This window comes from Affinirhizobium lemnae, assembly GCF_022968395.1.
GTDB classification, from domain to species: Bacteria; Pseudomonadota; Alphaproteobacteria; order Rhizobiales; family Rhizobiaceae; genus Neorhizobium; species Neorhizobium lemnae.
Genome location: NZ_JALJQZ010000063.1, coordinates 1 through 18316, shown reverse-complemented (window position 1 = coordinate 18316; position 18316 = coordinate 1). Strand labels below are relative to the sequence as shown.

Here is an 18316-nt window from a genome sequence, read left to right as displayed (position 1 = left end):
CACCGCACCTTCATTAACGGCAACCGCACCATCGTTTTCCCTCCAAGCCCGGGCTCTTACGCCTCAGAGCGAATGGGATAGAACAAACCGTGCCGGTCAACTTGCCGGAAAAGGCGAGATCCTGTAGTGCAGTCAGGCGATAGCGCTGGGAGAAGGCGAAGGTGTCAACACAGTCCAGCCGTAGCGATGCCATCTATGCCTCCCTGCGTCGCGCCATTCTGGAGCAGGCACTCAAGCCAGGTGCGAAACTTCCCGAAGATTTGATTGGAGATGCATTCGGCGTCAGTCGCACGAGTGCGCGCAATGCCCTTCAGAGACTTTCGTCGGATGGATTGGTAGAAATCCGCATCAATCGCGGCGCATCAGTAGCGATGCCGACGTTGGAAGAAGCGGATGAGGTGTTTGCCCTTCGACGGTGTCTGGAGCGCGAGGTGATCGAGCGTCTTTGCCGCCGGATGTCCAAGGATGCGATCGATGCTCTAATATCCCATGTGCGTGAAGAGGAAAGGGCTGTTAAAGCATCCTCTCCGCGTTCAATTCGCCTTGCCGGGGAGTTCCACATTCTGCTGGCGGAACTAAGCGATTCAAAGCTATTGATCGAATTCATCACCCGCGTGGTCTCGCGCTCCTCCCTCATCCTGGCGCGTTTCGGGCGTCCGCATTCTGCCGAATGCGGTATCGAGGAACACTACAATCTTATTGAAGCGCTAAAATCTCAGGATCGTGAGAGGGCGGTGATGATCATGGATCAACATCTCCACGCCGTAGAGGATAGGGCAAAGGCGGACGATGATGGCAGCGACACGGATATCGCTGCCATTTTGAACCGTTACCGGATCGATCTGGATCCAGACTGAAGGAAGTTTATTCTGTGAAACGCGCGATCTCGGATCCGCTTTGAAGGTAAGCCCCCTGCTTGGAGGTGAGCTTCAACACGCCGCTGCGCTTCGCCAGAACCTGTGTTTCCATCTTCATTGCTTCCATGACGGCGATCAGATCGCCCTCCTGGACTGTGGCGCCATCCTCAACCTTGAAGCTTTGCAGCGTGCCGGAAATCGGCGCGATCATCGCCAGGGGATCAACGGTTTCCTCTGAAGCTGCGGCACTTTTGGAACCTACTCCCGAAAGTCCCGCCAAGCCGCCAAGCAGCGCCTGCGGGATGCCCAGCATCACGCGCTTGCCGTCAATTTCCACGGCAGTGCGGACCAGACCCTCTGTCGTCGCAGGCTCAGGTCTTGCGGCTTGTTCCAGGCGATCGGCGAAATCCGTCTCGATCCAGCGCGTGTGAACCTTGAAGCCGCCAGTGCCGATGAAATCGTCTTCCTTCAGCACGGAGCGATGGAAGGGCAGCACCGTTGCGACACCTTCAATCACAAACTCATCCAGTGCGCGCCGAGCCCGGGCGATCGCCTGTTCGCGTGTTGCACCCGTCACAATCAATTTTGAGGTCAGCGAGTCGAACGTTCCCGGTACGGTGGAGCCTGAAGCGACCCCGGTGTCCAGCCGGACGCCCGGGCCCGAAGGCCCTTCGAAACGGGTGATCGTGCCCGGTGTCGGCAAAAAGCCGCGCCCCGGATCCTCGGCATTGATGCGGAACTCAATTGCGTGGCCGCGTGGAGCAGGCGTTTCCGTCACCTCAAGTGGCTTGCCTTCCGCGATGCGGAACTGTTCAATCACAAGATCAATACCCGCCGTTTCCTCCGTCACCGGATGCTCGACCTGAAGACGCGTATTGACCTCCAGAAACGAAATCGTTCCGTCAACACCAAGAAGGAATTCGACCGTTCCTGCACCTGAGTAGCCTGCCGCCGCGCAGATACGCTTTGCAGCATCATGAATGCTCTGCCGTTGCGTATCGGTGAGGAAGGGAGCCGGAGCCTCTTCCACGAGTTTCTGGTTGCGGCGTTGGAGGGAGCAATCGCGTGTGCCGACGACCAGAACATTGCCGTGCTTGTCAGCGATTACCTGTGCCTCGATATGGCGTGGTCGATCCAGAAAGCGTTCGAGGAAGCACTCGCCACGACCGAAAGCAGCCTTGGCTTCACGGACGGCAGACTCGAAGGCCTCTGCCACGTCCTCCATCTTCCACACAACCTTCATGCCTCGCCCGCCGCCGCCATGAGCAGCCTTGATTGCCAGCGGCAGTCCGTGCTCGCGGGCGAAAGCCAGCACTTCCGCTGCAGTTTCCACCGGACCATCGCTGCCCGCGACAAGCGGTGCACCGACCGAAAGAGCAATGCGTCGCGCCTCAACCTTGTCGCCAAGCGCCTCTATGACGTTCGGATCCGGCCCGATCCAGGTCAGACCTGCATCCATCACGGCCTGTGCAAATTCCGCGCGCTCTGAAAGAAAGCCGTAGCCGGGATGCACGGCATCTGCGCCTGCACGTTGCGCAATCTCGATCAGCTTGGCGATGTCGAGATAAGTCTCTGCTGGACGAGCGCCGCCAAGCCCATAGGCTTCGTCGGCCAGACGAACAAACAATGCATCGACATCCGGATCGGCATACACTGCAACCGACTTCAAGCCGTAATCGCGACAGGCACGGATGATGCGGACGGCGATCTCGCCACGATTGGCAATCAGAACCTTCTTCATGGATGTTCCCTCTTGTTCTTCTTGTCGGTCTGCCGGTCAACGTGCAGCCGGTTCAATCTCGTTGAATTGGGTGATTGGGCGAAAGCGCACCTTCGCATTCACGGGTATCTGACCGGCCAGGTCGAGGTGATATTCCGCGACCGTTGCGATGACCGGATAACCACCTGTCAGCGGGTGGTCGGCGAGAAACAGCACGGGTTGTCCGCTGTGCGGCACCTGAATGGCACCTGTCGCCGTACCTTCGCTCGGAAGTTCCCACGAATCGATGCGTTCAAGCGGGGTGTCCCCGGCAAGACGAACGCCGACGCGGTTGGATTGCGGTGTCACCGTCCAGCTCTGGCTGAAAAGTGTCTCGATGCCTTTTTGCGTGAACCAATCGGTACGGGGCCCCATCACGACGTCGAGCATAACCTCTTCGTCGGCGATGGGATGTTTGAACGCTGGTTGCTCCCCAAGGCTGACTGGCAAAAGCCGCTCACCAACGCCACCGATGCCGACCACGCTTCCGGCAACAAGCGCTTCCGGCCCGACGACCGCAAGCGTATCGCTCGCGGCACTCCCGAGAACCATGGCAGCGTCGATACCGCCTCGAAAGGAGAGATAGCTGCGGGCACCGCTCACAGCAAAGCCGAGACGGACTTTGTCGCCTGCTTCCAATGAAACTGGTTGGTAGGTTGAGGCAGATATCGAGGTTCCGTCGCGCGTTTCGATCTGAAGAGGGCAAGAGGCACCCGTCAGGGCCATCACGGTTCGACCTGTAATTTCGAAGCAGAAGCCACCCAAGGTTATTTCGAGGCAGGGCGTGTTCAGCGGATTGCCGACAATGCGGTTCGCTGCTTTGAATGCGCCCTGGTCGAGAGCGCCAGAGGAGGATACGCCCTGACCTGTCTGGCCGAAGCGACCGAGATCCTGAATGAGCGCAGGCATTGGCGCTTCCAAAACCTTGAGCGCTACACCTTCAGTGACATCTCGTGCCGGCGCCTGCATGATCTGCTGAGTTGGCGGCAGATGATAGCTAGCGGGCGCATGCGCCAGATCGATGAATCGCACCTGATAGCCAGGCTGGAAAAGGGCTGGCGGGTTTCGGTCCAGATCCCACATCTTCACCGGCGTCGTGCCGATGATCTGCCAGCCGCCGGGACTGTTTTGCGGATAGACGCCTGAGAATTCTCCCGCAAGCGCCACAGAACCGACAGGTATGCGGGTGCGCGGGCTTTTTCTGCGCGGCACATGCAGCTTGGGATCGCCATTGACCAGATAGCCGAAACCAGGGGCGAAGCCACAAAAGGCAACGGTGAAGATGCTTTCCGTATGACGCCGGATGACCTCCTCCACCGATAGTCCTGTCAGTTCCGCTACATCGGCCAGATCCTCGCCATCGTAGTGGACAGGGATCTCAACGCGCTGATCAGACGCGGATATAGCTTTCGAGATATCATGTCCGGCAATGATTGCCACCAGTTCAGGCGCGGTGATCAGCTCTGGGCGGAAGCGCACCATGAGGGTCCGTGCGGCGGGCACCATCTCCACGATGCCGTCGACCGGATCGGCCTGCAGGGACGCGAAGAGTGCCAGCGTCTCATCCAGATTTTGCAGTTCCACCAAAAGGGTGGTGAGGCTGACGGGCAGGAAGCGCATGGAACCTCACGCGTGGTAAGCGGAATCGGGGATATCGGTGATATGCTGGATCTCGATGCATGCCTCTGCAATCGGCCTTTCCAGAGAGAAACTGCAACCGATCAGGAAGCTCGCGATATCCGGGTGTTCTGCGCAGGCAGCGGAGGCATCCGGCGTTTCTTCCGCCAGTCTGCCGTTGCGCCAGATGCGGTATAGCGGAACGTCGCAACGAAGATCGGCATCTTTCGCGAGTGTCGTTGTATGCGAGCCCGGATCCGAAACATCCAGAACCGGGCAGGCCTTTGGGTTTCGCTGCGTATAAGGCAGGAAATAAAAGGCCCAGTCACGCGGCAGCACGATCATGTTGGCCTGCGTGAAGCCGCAGGCAACGCCTGCCGTCGGCTCGACAAGGCCGTTACGGTACTGCGCGCGGGTGTTCCTTGCGGGAGACGCATCAACATGCGCCAGATGTTCAAATGAAATCATATCTTCCTCCCGGAAAATGGGGTCAGACAAAGGAGCGGATGGTGATGCCATTGGCTTCCAAGGTCTGGCGAACGGCTTGCGCAATGGCGACGGCACCTGGGCTGTCGCCATGAACGCAGATCGAGTGAGCCTCGATTTTGATAGTCGTGCCATTGATCGCTTCGAGCCTGCCCTCACGCGCCAGTCGCAGCATGCGCTGGCCGATGAGGTTGGTGTCGTACAGAACGGAACCGGGTTCACGACGAGACACAAGCTCTCCGCCGGGCGTATAGGCGCGGTCTGCGAAGGCTTCTGCCACAGTCTTCAGGCCCGCCTTCTCCGCGAGCTGGAGGATTGGCGTTCCTGCCAGTCCCATCAGCATGAGGGTCGAATCGATTTCCCGAATGCCGTCGATGACGGCTTGCCCCTGCTTTGCATCATGAGCGATGCGATTGTAGAGCGCTCCGTGTGGCTTGACATAGGCCACTTTGCCACCGGCTGCAGCCGCGATGCCTTGCAGTGCGCCGATCTGGTAGATCACGTCGGCTGTCAGTTCCGCACTTGTGGCATCCATATCGCGGCGGCCGAAGCCGACGCGATCCGGATAGGAAACATGGGCGCCGATGACGACACCTCTCTCGACAGCGGCCTTCACCGTCTGGCGGATGCCGAGCGGATCGCCCGCATGGAAGCCGCAGGCGATATTCGCGCTGGAAACGATGGACAGCATGGCCGCGTCATCGCCCATTTTCCATGCGCCGTAGCTTTCGCCGAGGTCACTGTTGAGATCGATGGAAGTCATGGTTTCCTCTCCCTGGTCCTGTCTTGTTTTAGCCGAGCAGCGCGAAGATCGGTCCGATGGACTTGTAGCCCATATACCAGGTCAGCGCACAGACCAGCACGCCAAGCACGAGCAGCCAGCGTGGATAGCGGTAGCCACTCATAAGGTCGGATCGGGCCCATGCGGCATAGATGAAGATGGAAAGGCCTATTGGGAGGATCAGACCGTTCAATCCACCGACAAAAACGAGCATTTGTGCAGGAGGTGTGGTGATGATGACATAGAAGAAGAGCGAGATAGCGATGAAGATGATCGTCGCAATGTCACGCGCGCGGTCGCTGATGTCCTTTTTGAAGACTGTGATGAAGGAGACCGACGTGTAGGCCGCGCCGATGACCGATGTTATAGCGGCAAACCAAAGGACTGCGCCGAAGATGCGAAGGCCGACTTCGCCTGCTGCGGCCTGAAATGCCTGCGCTGCAGGGTTGGCGCCTTTGCCGGAAACATCGATCGCAACACCTGCCGATACCACACCTAGAATGGCGAGGAACAGGACGTAGCGCATGATGCCTGTGACGGCGATGCCGGAGAGCGCTGCGCGGTTGACAGCGCCCAGATTCTCGATGCCGGTCTGGCCCTTGTCCAGGAGGCGATGAGCACCGGAATAGGTGATATAACCACCAACAGTGCCGCCGACGATCGTGGTGATGGTCGCGAAATCGATCGTTGACGGTATGAAGGTTTCGAACAGCGCCTTACCGACGGGTGGCTGGGAGAAAATCGCGACATAAAGGGTAAGAACAATCATCAGGACGCCCGCCCAGATGATTGCCTTGTCAACGGCAACGCCTGCACGCTTTGAGCTGAAAATGCCGATGGCGATCAAAGCGCTGATGGCGCCGCCCCATTTGGGGTCGAGGCCGAGAAGCGCGTTAAGACCAAGGCCCGATCCGCCAATATTCCCGATGTTGAAGAACAGCCCGCCGACGATGACAAGAATTGCAAGGAGGTAGCCCGTGCCGGGGATGGCAGCGTTGGCAATGTCGGATGCGCGCATCCGTGTCAGTGTGACGATGCGCCAGATGTTCAGCTGGACGACGAAGTCGATCAGGATGGACGCCAGGATGGCGAATGCGAACGCTGCGCCAAGCTTTGTGGTGAAGGTAGCGGTCTGGGTAATGAAGCCCGGTCCGATCGCTGATGTGGCCATCAGGAAGACGGCAGCAGTGAGCGCCGCGCGGCGTGACTTGCCAGATGCAGGATCGGCAGATGGTACGGCAGTTGGCTGTTCCATGGTTCCCTCTTTTGTTTGGATGAGAGCGGCCTCAATGGATCCCCGACCGTTCTCCTAACGCTAAGGGTTATCCCGTTTTACAAATTCGTCAAGATTGTTGAACGATATTTATTTTATCACCATACATAAGCACAAATGTTGTACGGCGCTGTAATTTTGGAGTGCGTTACGGAAAATGGCTTTTTTTGCGGAGCGTCATCGGTAGATGACACTTGTACCTTGCTGCGCGACCGCTCACGACGATCAGCTAACGCGGATCAAGGTAATACTCGACCCGTCGGTGATGTTGAGATGATTCTTTCAAAGCTGCGCCATATTCAATCTGGAGTAGATATCGATCCAAGTGCTTATCTTGCCGTCTTTGCGACATTCCCATCCAGGTCTTCTTTCGATAAAGCAGGGCTTTTTGTCAGAGATGGTTCGTATCAGGCACTGCGCCTCAAGGTCGGTCCTGCTGCTGACTCCAGTTCTCTCTTGCTGAGTAAACCCGACCATCGGGAAAAGATCAGATAGATGATTGGCGTTGTGTAAAGCGTCAGAGCCTGAGAAACGATCAGACCGCCAATGATCGTGATCCCGAGCGGACGATGAAGGTCGGCACCCGGGCCGGTTGCCAGGATCAGCGGGAGCGCGCCCATGAAGGCCGCAAGGGTCGTCATCATGATGGGGCGAAACCGCTTGAGGCATGCTTCATGAATAGCCTCGGCAGGCGTCATGCCCAGGCGACGTTCTGCATCGAGGGCAAAATCGACAAGCATGATGCCGTTTTTCTTCACGATGCCGATCAGAAGAATGATGCCGATGAATGCGACAAGTGTCAGTTCCGTACCGCTAACCCACAATGCCAATAGTGCGCCAAGCCCGGCCGATGGCAGCGTCGAGATGATCGTCAACGGGTGAACGAGACTTTCGTAAAGAATGCCCAGCACGATATAGACGGCCAGCAGGGCGCCTAGAATCAGGAGCGGCTGGCTGCTGGAGGAATCGCTGGCATTGGCAGCGTCGCCCGCAAATTCAGCATGAAGCGTATCGGGCAGATGCATATCCGCAACGGCGGCTTTGATCGCATCGTTCGCCTGAGACAGCGTAATGTCCGGCCCGACATTGTAGGAGATCGTGACGGAGGGGAATTGATCCTCATGGTTCACGCCGATCGGCGCCAGCGTCCGCTCGACCTTGGCAAATGCGCTGAGGGGAACCTGCGTGCCGCCTGTCGCTGGAACGTAGAGTTTAAGGATATGCTCAGGGTCTTTCGCGAATTCCGGATAGGCCTCCAGAATGACGCGGTACTGGTTTCGCTCGCCATAGATTACCGTGACCTGCCTCTGCGCGAAGGCATTGTTCAGGGCCGTATCGACTGCGCTCATGCGTATGCCAAGTCGCGAAGCGGCCGTCCGATCAACCACCACATTGGCCTGCAATCCATTGGGTTGCCGGTCGCTATTGACATCCGTCAGCAGCGGCTCCTGTCTCAGCCTTGCCAGAATTCGCGGCGCCCAGGTTATGAGTTCGGCATAATCGGCACTCCAGAGCGTGAACTGGAATTCCGAATCCGAAGACCGGGCACCGACGCGAATATCGCTCGGCGAATGAAAGGAGGTATCGAGGCCGGGAATGACCGCTGTCGTCCGGCGCAGCCGCTCGACAACCACATCGGTGGGATCTCGCTCCGCCCGCGGCTTCAAAGAGATTTGCATTTGTCCGCGATTTGCGGTCCCGAGAAAGCCACCGCCGACGCTCGCGCCTATGTTCTTGACGGCCGGGTCCTTCTCGACGATTGCCAAGGCACGCCGCTGAAGCTGAACCATCGCCGGATAGGAGATGTCACTGGCCGCCTGGCTGTTGCCCATTACGAAACCGGTATCGTCCCTCGGAATAAAACCCTTAGGAACCTTCGCATAGAGATAGCCTGTCAGCGCAATGCAGGCGGCCGTCGTGACAATGGCAAGGAAACGGTGATGCAGCAGGCTGCTCAGGGTTCTGTCATAGAAGGCAATCATGCCATCCATGGTGCCCTCGACCAGTCGGTCGAACCAGTTCGCCCGCGCCTCCAGATCATGCGGCTTCAGCTTGTGGCCGCAGATCATCGGCGTCAATGTGAGCGAGACAATGGTCGAGACGAGAATGGTGAAGGCCAAAGTCAGCGAGAAGGTCAGGAAGAATTTTCCGACGATCCCGCCCATGAAGAACAGCGGAATGAAGGCGGCCATCAGTGAGAGACTGATTGCAATCACGGTGAAGCCGATCTGGCTTGCGCCTTCGAGTGCCGCCTGCAGTGGGCTCATGCCCTTTTCCAGATTTGCATAGACATTCTCGATCATGACGATGGCATCATCGACGACGAAGCCGCTGGCGACCGCCAAGGCCATTAATGAGAGATTGTCTATGGAAAGGCCCGTAAGCCACATCGCGGCAAAGGCCCCGGCAAAGGACAAGGGCACAGTAATGCCAGCCGCGAATGTCGGCACCAGTCGCCGGAGAAAAACGAAAACGACGGCCATGACGAGGCTGATCGTAGCAAGCAGCGTGAACTGCATGTCCTTCACGCTTGCATTGATGGTCGTCGTGCGGTCGTTCAGCACATCGATTTCTATGCCCGCAGGGATCAACTGCTTGAGTTCGGGAAAGAGCGCGCGCACAGCATCGACAGTTGCAACCACATTGGCGTCCGTTGCCTTGGTGATGTTGAGCAGAACGGCCGGCTTGCCGTTGAACCATGCATCTGACCGCCGATTGCGCACGCCCGGTTCTACGCTGGCAATGTCCGACAGCCGGGTCGCGGTTCCATCGCCAGACCGAATGATCAGGTCTCCGTAATCTTCCGGTTTCGTGAGTTGCGCGTTGAGAGAGAGTGCATAGAAAGCATTCGGCCCATCGATGGCACCCACGGGGGCGAGGGCATTTCCATTGACGATGGCATTGCGCACATCGTTTGCGGAAAGACCGATGGCTGCCAGCCGATCCGGGTCAAGCCGCACGCGGACCGCCGGTTGATCCGCGCCGCTGACATTGACATCGCCCACCCCCTCCACCTGTGAGATGCGCTGGACGACGACCGTATCTGCGGCATCGAAGATGGCACTTGCGGGCAGGGTGGATGAGGTGAGCGCCAGTGTGAGTATGGGTGCTGCGGCCGGGTTTGCCTTGCGCATCGACGGCAGGTTCGGCATGTCGCTCGGCAAATCGGCCACGGCAGCATTGATAGCCGCCTGCACATCCTGTGCGGCGCTATCGACGTTGCGGGAAATGTCGAACTGCAAAAAAATGTTTGTCGTGCCCAGCCCGCTGGTCGATGTCAGTTCCGTCAATCCAGCAATCGCACCAAGGTGCCGCTCGAGTGGAGCGGCAACGCTTGATGCCATGCTTTCCGGGTCGGCACCCGGACGGCTGGCTGACACTCGAATTGTAGGGAGATCCACCGCTGGCAGACTGGAAACAGGCAGGATGCGATAGGCCACAATGCCCAATATCATCAGGCCAATCGCAAGAAGTGTGGTTCCGACCGGACGCCTGATGAAGGGGGCGGACAGGTTCATGCCGTTTCCCCGGCGTGGCGCACTTCAGATGTTTCGCTCGGGCGTTCCGATTTGCGAATCCGCAGCCGATCCAGCGCGAGATAGATGACCGGCGTCGTATAGAGTGTCAGCAACTGGCTGAGCAGCAGGCCGCCGATGATGGAGATACCGAGCGGAATGCGAAGCTCTGCACCCGAGCCCTGTGCCAGTGCAAGTGGAAGGGCGCCGAAGAGGGCTGCCAGTGTCGTCATCATGATGGGGCGGAAACGAAGGCTCGCCGCCTTGATGATGGCTTCACGCGGAGAGAGCCCGTCCTCCCGCTCAGCGCTCAGCGCAAAGTCGATCATCATGATGGCGTTCTTCTTTACGATACCCATCAGGAGAACGATGCCGATCAGCGCGATGATCGAGAGATCCTGACCGAATACCATAAGCGCCAACAGCGCACCCACACCGGCAGACGGAAGGGTGGAGAGGATCGTGATCGGGTGGATGGCGCTTTCGTAAAGCAGGCCAAGAACGATGTAGATGGTGATGATAGCCGCCAGTATCAGCCAGGGCTCACCCGCGAGGGATCGATCGAACTCTTCCGTATCGCCACTGTAATGGCGCTGGATAGAGGCTGGAAGGCCAATCTCGGCTTCGGCGCTTTTGATCGCGGCCACAGCGTCCGACAAGGAGGCGCCGCGTGCCAGATCGAAGCTCAGGGTGACGGCCGGGAATTGTTCGCTGCGGCTGATCACCAGCGGAGCCGTGGTGAAGCGTACCGTAGCGACGGTGCCAAGCGGTATCATGGCGCCATTGGCGCCCGCCACATAAAGCTGGTCCAGCGCCTTCGGATTGCCCTGAAAACGCTCTGCTGCCTCCAGAATAACGCGATACTGGTTGGCCTGACCGTAAATCGTGCTGATCTGGCGCTGCCCGAAGGCATCATAGAGCGTATCGCTGATAGCCTGCATGGATACGCCAAGCCGAGCCGCCGTCTCCCGGTTAACCTGAATCGCCAGCCGTCCGCCGCCGAGCTCCACTTCAGAGGTAACATCAATGAGGAGAGAATCCTGTTGAAGGCGACGCGCGAGCCTTTCCGCCCAGTCTGCGACAGTCGCCGCGTTCGTACCGGTCAGCGTGTATTGATAGGGCGCGCGGCTGGCCCGTGTGCTGATCGAAATATCGCGAACGCTCTGGAATGTTGCATGAATCCCGGGAATTCCGGCAACGCGCTCCCGCAGTCGATCGATCAGGTCGGTTGAGGATATGTCCCGTTCGTCCTGTGGCTTCAGAACAATGCGGTAGCTTGCGGTGTTCAGCGTCAGGTTCGTCGCGCTCGTGCCGATGACGGCCACCACACTCTCAACCGCGGGATCCTGCCGCAAACGGTCGCCGATCACCTGTTGCGTCGTCTTCATCGCGTCGAACGAACTCGTCGGCTCCGTTTCCACGACAGCGGTTATCATGCCCGTATCCTGAACCGGCAGGAATCCCTTCGGGATGATGAGATACAGAAAGACTGTTACACCAAGGGTAATTGCTGTCAGGCCCAGCATCAGCCAGCCGCGATCGACTGCCCACACAACACTTCTATGATAGCCTCGATTGACCCAGTCCATGAAGCGATCGCTAAGACCCAGAATACCGGTGCTTCTGGCCTTTGGCGCCCGCAAAATGCGAGCGCACATCATTGGTGTCAGGGTCAGCGAAATGATGGCCGATACCACAACGGCAATAGTCAGTGTCAGCGCAAACTCGCGGAACATGCGCCCGACAATACCCGTCATGAACAGCAGCGGAATGAAAACCGCGATGAGAGAGGCAGTCAACGAAATGATGGTGAAGCCGATTTCGCCGGCACCGTTCAGTGCCGCCTTCATCGGATGTTCGCCCTCTTCTATGTGACGGGCGATGTTCTCGATCATCACGATGGCATCGTCGACAACGAAACCTGTTCCGATGGTCAGCGCCATCAGCGAGAGGTTGTCGAGGCTGAACCCGGCAAACCACATAATGCCGAACGTGGCGATCAGCGAGAGTGGAAGGGCGACCCCCGCGATAATGGTCGCCGTGAGAGTTCGCAGGAAAAGAAAGACGACGAGGATAACCAGTGCGATCGACAACACCAATGTCCACTGCACATCGTGAATGGAAGCCCGGATCGTCTCCGTTCGGTCATTGACGATATCAAGTGCGACGCCTGCCGGGAGTGTCGCCTTCAGTCGAGGCAGTTGCGAGCGCATATCCTCGACCGTCTGTATGACGTTTGCTCCGGGTTGGCGCATGACGTCGACGATAACGGCGGCACGACCGTTATACCATGCGCCGACACGGCTGTTCTCCAACCCTTCGACGACATCTGCGACATCCTTCAGACGGACCGGCGCACCGTTCTTGTAGGCGATGATGGATTGTCGATAGACCTCAGGCTCATGGATCTGGTCATTGGCGGACAGTGTGAAGGACTGAAACGTGCCATCCACGGCACCTTTCGCTCCTGACACATTGGCATTGGCGATGGCGGTGCGCAGGTCCTCCATCGAAAGACCGTAGGAGGCAAGCCGTGTCAGGTCTGCCTGAATGCGGATGGCTGGCCGTACCCCGCCCTCGACGCGCACATCACCCACGCCCGAGACTTCGCTCAGGCGTTGCGACATGATGGTATCGGTGAAATCGCTCAAGTCCCGAATTGGATAGGTATCCGAATGCAACGCCAGCGTGATGATCGGTGTGTCCGCCGGATTGACCTTGGCGTAGGTCGGCGGATAGGGCAGCGTCTTGGGCAGGCTCCCGGCTGCCGCATTGATGGCAGCCTGCACATCCTGAGCCGCTCCATCGATATCTCGATCAAGATTGAACTGCAGCGTGATCTGGCTGATGCCAAAGGCGCTAGAGGACATCATGGCGGCCACGGATGGAATTTGCCCCAGCGGCCGCTCCAGCGGCGCGGTGACCAAGGCCGTCATGGTGTCCGGATCTGCTCCGGGCAGCTGTGTCGTCACCCGGATCGTCGGAAAATCCACCTGGGGCAGCGGTGCGACCGGAAGCGAGAAAAACCCGAGCAGTCCGCCCAGCAGAGTGGCAATTCCGAGAAGCGAAGTTGCGACGGGTCGCGCGATGAAAGGCGTGGAAACACTCATCGCGATGCATCAGCCGACTTCTGGCCGTCAACCTTCGGCGCACCAGGCTGAGCACCCTCTTTTGGAGGCACCGCGCCGCCATCTCCCGGAAGCCTTTCTGAAGGTGTTTCCGTGCCTTTGTCGGCGTTTCCATTTTCGGGATGAGGCGTGGCTGAACCCGGTTGACCGGAATGCTCTCCTGCAGAAGGTTTGTTCTGCCCATTGTTCCGGTTTCCGCCACCCTTGCGACGCTGCGCGCGATTTTCATCCGAAAGCGGGACGACCATCTTGGCAGGATCGGCCTCTTCAGGCGTCGAAACCTTGACCTGCGCGCCGTCCTGCAATCGCGCAAAGCCGGTTGTCACAACGCGCTCACCCGCTTTCAGGCCGTCGCTGATCACTGCGATCTGGTCATCCTGCATCTGCACCGAGACCGCCTGCATTCGAACCTTGTCATCGCTCTCGACAACATAGGAATAGGTGCCGCCCGGACCTCGTTGCACGGCTGCGGATGGAACGGTCAGCCGGTCTTTTAGCGTTTCGACCAGAAGGCGCGTATTGACGAAGGCTCCGGGCCACAGCGAAAGATTCTCATTGGGAAATTCTGCGCGCAGCTTGACTGTGCCCGTCGTGGCATCGACCTGATTGTCGACCACAGTCAGTCGCCCTTGTCCGAGCACCGTTTTGCCGTCATCCGCAAATGCATCAACACTCAGAGGCGCTTTGGAGCTTGCTGCGTTGACGCGGGCCAGTTCCTGCTGGGGCAGGGAGAACACGACAGTGATCGGTCTGATTTGCGAAAGTGTAACGATCCCGCTGGAATCGCCACTGGAAACGATGTTGCCGACGTCGACATTGCGAATGCCGGTGCGTCCGTCGATGGGTGCGCGGATGGTGGTGTAATCCAGCTGAACCTGCGCTGCTTCGATCGATGCCTGATCCGATTGGACCTGGGCTTTGTACTGCGCCACGAGTGCCCGCTGGTTATCGACCTGTTGCTGGGTCGCAGCAGAATTGCCAGCCAAGCGCTGAACGCGCTCGAATTCCACGACCGCATTGCCCAGTAAGGCTTCATCCTGGGCCTTCTTGGCGATAGCCTGATCGAGCTGTGCTCTGTAGAGCGCATCGTCAAGACGGGCGATGATCTCGCCTTTCTTGATATCCTGTCCTTCCTGAAAGCGAATTTCGGTAATACGACCGCTAACCTGCGCTCTCACTACGACCGTATTTGCGGGTCTTACCGTCCCCACGCCCGTGGCGTATATCGGCACATCAGCAAGTTTTGCCGGCGTTGCCACAACCGGAATGGACCGATCCCGGCTGCCTTCCCGCTCTTTCTTCGCTTTTCCAAGCCAAGACGATGCCACCGATTGCATGTCTGGATGCTGAACGGCATAGGCAAGCCCTGCTCCAGCAAGCGCGAGGCCGAGCAGAACCATTTTTGTTACTGACTTCATCGATCAACCGTTCATGTCGTGTGGGCATAGTCCTCATGCTCCGAAGGTTTGAAAACCGCTCGAAGCTGTCTGACATCATCGTGATAACCCAATCACAACTTTGAGAAAATGCCACTTACAAGAACGTAATGATCCGACTTTTTTAGGATCCGCTTTGCAGTTCTAGATGATCAATCCAGAAGTTTCGCCTCCAGCGATGCCCGAATGAACGCTTCCCGCGCGAGATCCTCCGCCATCTGTCGTTTCATGGCAGCAAGACAACTGCTTCGTGCGCTTCGATAATGCCGCCCGCGCCTTGATGGCCAACGAAACATCAGTTTCTCCAAAGCCTCCCCCGGGCCATGAACCGCTTCCGGTGATCCGTCGTTCAGACGGACCCAAACCGGCGTCAGCCATCGCGGAGCACTACGACCGTTTACCAATTCATTTGTCATCAAGCCTATCTCCCTGTCCGTCAGAGAAACGCCAAATGTAAATACCGGGTTCCAGAGGGTGCGATAGGATGCACCGCACGCTGACCCTTCACACCGTAGCTCGGGAAGAGCTGCCCCGCCAATAAAGGTTGATTCACAAATTTGACATGTGAGCGTTCACGATCGCGGCTGGTTTTAGAACGGGGTTCGAGCTGATCCAATCAAACCAAATCCCATCAATGGCTAAACCGACGAGGAGAATGGGCAGCCCACTCGCGTTGAGAGCGAAGACAGCGTATTTGCCCTTGTTGTCCAAGGGTGGACATTTGCCCCCAAGTACGAAGCAGTATGGTGTGCTATCGCTGCCAAAAGGAGCCGGGAAGGTTACACTTGATTAGCTGCCGCCCGGCTTTGAGTGCAAAATGATTGCACCCGCGGCTGCCGTCGCCTCGGATGTGTGCCAGAGCGGGTCGGTCTTTGGTTGCGCCAGGACAGGCGGCAGCTCCCTCGGTGATTTCAGGGGAATCTCCAACCGGTTTTTGGATTGATAAGCCCGCTTCAGAAAATCATCGAAACCTGAAAAGAAGATCCAGAGAAACCGTTCGGTTTCGCTTTCAGGCGCTCTCGACGGCTGTTTGGAGCATAGCCTGCCCAATGCCTGATATAGATCAAGCCTGTTCTGGTCGATCGTTCCGAAAGCGAGTTGCGAGCCTTGTCGTAGGCAGTACCAATCAACAATGATGTCGATCAGGGAAATCTCGCCGAGATCGGCTTCGGGCAAGCCGACCGATTCCGCAAGATGAAGCAAAAGGTTTGATTGATCGGTCCCCGGGCCAAGAACGCCGCATACGCTGCGAAGGTCTTGGTCTATCAGGCTCTGAACGACGATTTGAGGCCATTCCTTTTTAAAGTAGCGATGCTCAATCAGCGAGCGAAGGTGAGCGACCAGGAATGTCTGGTAATCATCAGCGGCAAAGGCTTTTTCGTCAGTCTCGCCCGTCCTTTTTGCCTCATGTCTATAAGCAGCAGAGATGGATTTCTCCATGCGCATATCGTTCAGTGAGATAGTGTCAACCACAATCCCGGTATCGGTCAGCGAGACTGTTTTTAAAGCGGGCGGATAGGCCACGAGTGAAGGGACCGCAATGTTACGAATTTCGCCATGCTCCATGGCGGCAACCGTGACACCCTCCGCATGGAAATGGCCGCTGAAATGAACTTCCACGCCGCAGCGGATCAAGGTTTCAGCGACGAGCAATTGGGGCATCCTGCCAACCACATTATTTTCGCCGAATAGGGCTGCGTCAGCGGCGCTAGTGCCATCGAAAGGATCTAGCACCGGGTAGTGCGAAAATGCAAGCAGCGCCTTGCCGGAAGCCTTGGCCCTGGCCGTAACGCTTGCGATCCAATCGATCAGAAACGGCTTGCATCGCATAAGGGCATTCCAACCGGCTGCCGTGCTATCGATGAATGCGGCTTCCTCGCCCGGCACAAAAGTACCATTCCGCGGCTCAAAAATGTTGGCATCGATCATCAACAGCCAAAGGCCGGGTTCCGGTTCGACGAGGTAGGAAGCATCCATGAGGTTGTAAACGTTCTTTCCATCCGGTGACCAGATCTCGTAGCGGCGATCTTCGTCACGTTCAGACAAGCCGAACGGTGTTTCCCAATGGATGTAAGATGGCTGACGATAGTAGCCAAACTCCCTCATCGGTTGCAGTCCAACCGGGTAGCCGTCGCAGTACATGTCTTCACTAGTGATGGAGCCGTTTTGCGTGCGTTTCGTATCGCTGCTGATAAGAATTCCAGATCCATCCGATCCGATAAATTCCTTCGTCTGATGACGACCGGCAGGACCGAAAATGTCGTGATTGCCTGGTAGCGCGTAGAATTTCAGGCCATACTCTTTCTCATAGTCCAGCAGTATTGCCCGCAGCCGCCGCATGGTGGACCGCTGCCCGTCGTCGGAGTAGTCTCCGAGTAACACTACGTGCCGGATTCCCTGGTCTATCAATATCCTCAATGCCGCATGAAGCGCGGGTGCGCTTTCGTTGAAAACGCGTGTTGATTTACATGTTTCGGACCACGTGCGCACAACCATGCGCCGACCATCGATCATTATCCCGGAGAAACCAAAGTCTGCTTCAAGATCATGGAAATGGATATCGGCGATAACGGCAATAGTGTTTTGAAGAGGCATGGCGAAAAGCTTCTACGGTGTTCTGAAATCTGGTCAGTCAGTGCCGTTCTGGCATAGCCTTTTCACAGCCGCCTTCAGGCAAAAACTATTCTTCGCCGATAAGGCCGTCAAAAACTTCCATCATTGTATCGACAATAGCCTGACCCAGCGCGTTTGCCGTTTCGCCGACCTTTTCGTCGTTGCTTTCGCGAGCCGCGAGCGCGAGATCCGCCCCCTGATCCGCAACAATAGCTTTGGCTCGCTCGATCGCCCACTGGGCAAAATCGCTGCGGCTGCTGATGGTCATTTCGTCATCGTGCTGATCTATCATTGTCGCTGCTTTCTCCAGAGGCATAGTGGCTACCTATTCGCAATTGCCGTGTTTTACAACACAGCAGGAACTACGAGCAGAGGCCCGTTCCTTGCATGAGTTTGGGACACCATGCATCAACTCAAATAGGTGTACAGGGAAGAAGCCCAGACGGCACCAAAGCCTTGTTGGGTCGCGTAGGTTTCGGCTGACCGTTCTTTGGCTTTGCCTTCCGTTTCAGCTGGATTGGGGCTACTCCCGTCTTGCTGCCTCGGCTTCCGGGCGAGAGACGCTCCTGACGCCGAGAATTCGCGGCGCCGGAGGGTTTCGTCAATAGCCTCCGATAATCCTTCCGCAACTGCTCAAAATTAAAGCATTTGATTGTCGTGAGGCTTCCTCAGGGCGTCATTGTTTGCCAGCGACCTTCGCTTCAGGGCAATCAGAAGCCTCTTGCATGGCATGTAAATTGCATACACTTCCGCTGATCATAGCAGCCCTGTGCCGGAGGTTTGAATGCTGCCGACAATTCTCGATCTCGAAGCCGTAAGAGCGGCCTATGCCTCTGGTCTGACGCCCTTGC

The 18316-nt window shown here is 57.5% G+C and carries 11 protein-coding genes and 1 pseudogene; 1 reads left to right on the top strand and 11 read right to left on the bottom strand.

Annotated elements, in window-relative coordinates; translation table 11 throughout:
- Positions 1–161: 161 nt before the first annotated feature.
- Positions 162–857: a GntR family transcriptional regulator gene (locus MUU53_RS21285; protein WP_247262671.1), complete on the top strand. Its 696-nt coding sequence runs from the start codon at positions 162–164 to the stop codon at positions 855–857.
- Between the two features lie 7 nt (positions 858–864).
- On the opposite strand, the gene MUU53_RS21280 is transcribed toward MUU53_RS21285, so the two are convergent.
- From MUU53_RS21280 to MUU53_RS21230, 11 genes and pseudogenes are all read right to left on the bottom strand, one after another.
- Entirely contained in the window at positions 865–2598 is a 1734-nt protein-coding gene (locus MUU53_RS21280) for an acetyl/propionyl/methylcrotonyl-CoA carboxylase subunit alpha (protein WP_247262670.1), read from the bottom strand.
- A 36-nt stretch (positions 2599–2634) separates the two neighbouring features.
- Positions 2635–4236 carry a 5-oxoprolinase subunit B/C family protein gene (locus MUU53_RS21275; protein WP_247262669.1) on the bottom strand — a complete coding sequence of 534 codons (1602 nt, stop codon included), beginning with the start codon at positions 4234–4236 and terminating at the stop codon, positions 2635–2637.
- A 33-nt stretch (positions 4237–4269) separates the two neighbouring features.
- A pseudogene (locus MUU53_RS21270) lies at positions 4270–4701 on the bottom strand (putative hydro-lyase); the annotation flags it as partial.
- A 22-nt stretch (positions 4702–4723) separates the two neighbouring features.
- Positions 4724–5482: a LamB/YcsF family protein gene (locus tag MUU53_RS21265; protein ID WP_247262668.1), complete on the bottom strand. Its 759-nt coding sequence runs from the start codon at positions 5480–5482 to the stop codon at positions 4724–4726.
- A 28-nt stretch (positions 5483–5510) separates the two neighbouring features.
- Positions 5511–6755 (bottom strand): NRAMP family divalent metal transporter, encoded by a 1245-nt coding sequence (locus MUU53_RS21260; protein WP_247262667.1) that lies wholly within the window; start codon positions 6753–6755, stop codon positions 5511–5513.
- Positions 6756–7180: 425 nt separating this feature from the next.
- Positions 7181–10291, bottom strand: coding sequence for an efflux RND transporter permease subunit (locus MUU53_RS21255; protein WP_247262666.1), 3111 nt, complete (start codon positions 10289–10291; stop codon positions 7181–7183).
- Complete coding sequence (locus MUU53_RS21250; RefSeq protein ID WP_247262665.1) at positions 10288–13398, bottom strand: efflux RND transporter permease subunit; 3111 nt, start codon at positions 13396–13398, stop codon at positions 10288–10290. Before MUU53_RS21250 ends, MUU53_RS21255 begins: the two co-directional genes overlap by 4 nt.
- Positions 13395–14834: an efflux RND transporter periplasmic adaptor subunit gene (locus MUU53_RS21245; RefSeq protein WP_247262664.1), complete on the bottom strand. Its 1440-nt coding sequence runs from the start codon at positions 14832–14834 to the stop codon at positions 13395–13397. Before MUU53_RS21245 ends, MUU53_RS21250 begins: the two co-directional genes overlap by 4 nt.
- Before the next feature lie 170 nt (positions 14835–15004).
- Positions 15005–15268, bottom strand: coding sequence for a DUF982 domain-containing protein (locus MUU53_RS21240; protein ID WP_247262663.1), 264 nt, complete (start codon positions 15266–15268; stop codon positions 15005–15007).
- Positions 15269–15641: 373 nt separating this feature from the next.
- A complete protein-coding gene (locus MUU53_RS21235; RefSeq protein ID WP_247262662.1) occupies positions 15642–17447 on the bottom strand; it encodes a metallophosphoesterase family protein in 1806 nt (601 codons plus the stop codon).
- Between the two features lie 85 nt (positions 17448–17532).
- Positions 17533–17733 (bottom strand): hypothetical protein, encoded by a 201-nt coding sequence (locus MUU53_RS21230; RefSeq protein WP_247262661.1) that lies wholly within the window; start codon positions 17731–17733, stop codon positions 17533–17535.
- Positions 17734–18316: the final 583 nt, after the last annotated feature.

What these genes read in the sequence shown, in the direction of transcription:
- MUU53_RS21280 (WP_247262670.1), bottom strand. Translation starts at nt 2,598, where the DNA reads ATGAAGAAGGTTCTGATTGCCAATCGTGGCGAGATCGCCGTCCGCATC.
- MUU53_RS21275 (WP_247262669.1), bottom strand. Translation starts at nt 4,236, where the DNA reads ATGCGCTTCCTGCCCGTCAGCCTCACCACCCTTTTGGTGGAACTGCAA.
- MUU53_RS21265 (WP_247262668.1), bottom strand. Translation starts at nt 5,482, where the DNA reads ATGACTTCCATCGATCTCAACAGTGACCTCGGCGAAAGCTACGGCGCA.
- MUU53_RS21260 (WP_247262667.1), bottom strand. Translation starts at nt 6,755, where the DNA reads ATGGAACAGCCAACTGCCGTACCATCTGCCGATCCTGCATCTGGCAAG.
- MUU53_RS21255 (WP_247262666.1), bottom strand. Translation starts at nt 10,291, where the DNA reads ATGAACCTGTCCGCCCCCTTCATCAGGCGTCCGGTCGGAACCACACTT.
- MUU53_RS21250 (WP_247262665.1), bottom strand. Translation starts at nt 13,398, where the DNA reads ATGAGTGTTTCCACGCCTTTCATCGCGCGACCCGTCGCAACTTCGCTT.
- MUU53_RS21245 (WP_247262664.1), bottom strand. Translation starts at nt 14,834, where the DNA reads ATGAAGTCAGTAACAAAAATGGTTCTGCTCGGCCTCGCGCTTGCTGGA.
- MUU53_RS21240 (WP_247262663.1), bottom strand. Translation starts at nt 15,268, where the DNA reads ATGACAAATGAATTGGTAAACGGTCGTAGTGCTCCGCGATGGCTGACG.
- MUU53_RS21235 (WP_247262662.1), bottom strand. Translation starts at nt 17,447, where the DNA reads ATGCCTCTTCAAAACACTATTGCCGTTATCGCCGATATCCATTTCCAT.
- MUU53_RS21230 (WP_247262661.1), bottom strand. Translation starts at nt 17,733, where the DNA reads ATGACCATCAGCAGCCGCAGCGATTTTGCCCAGTGGGCGATCGAGCGA.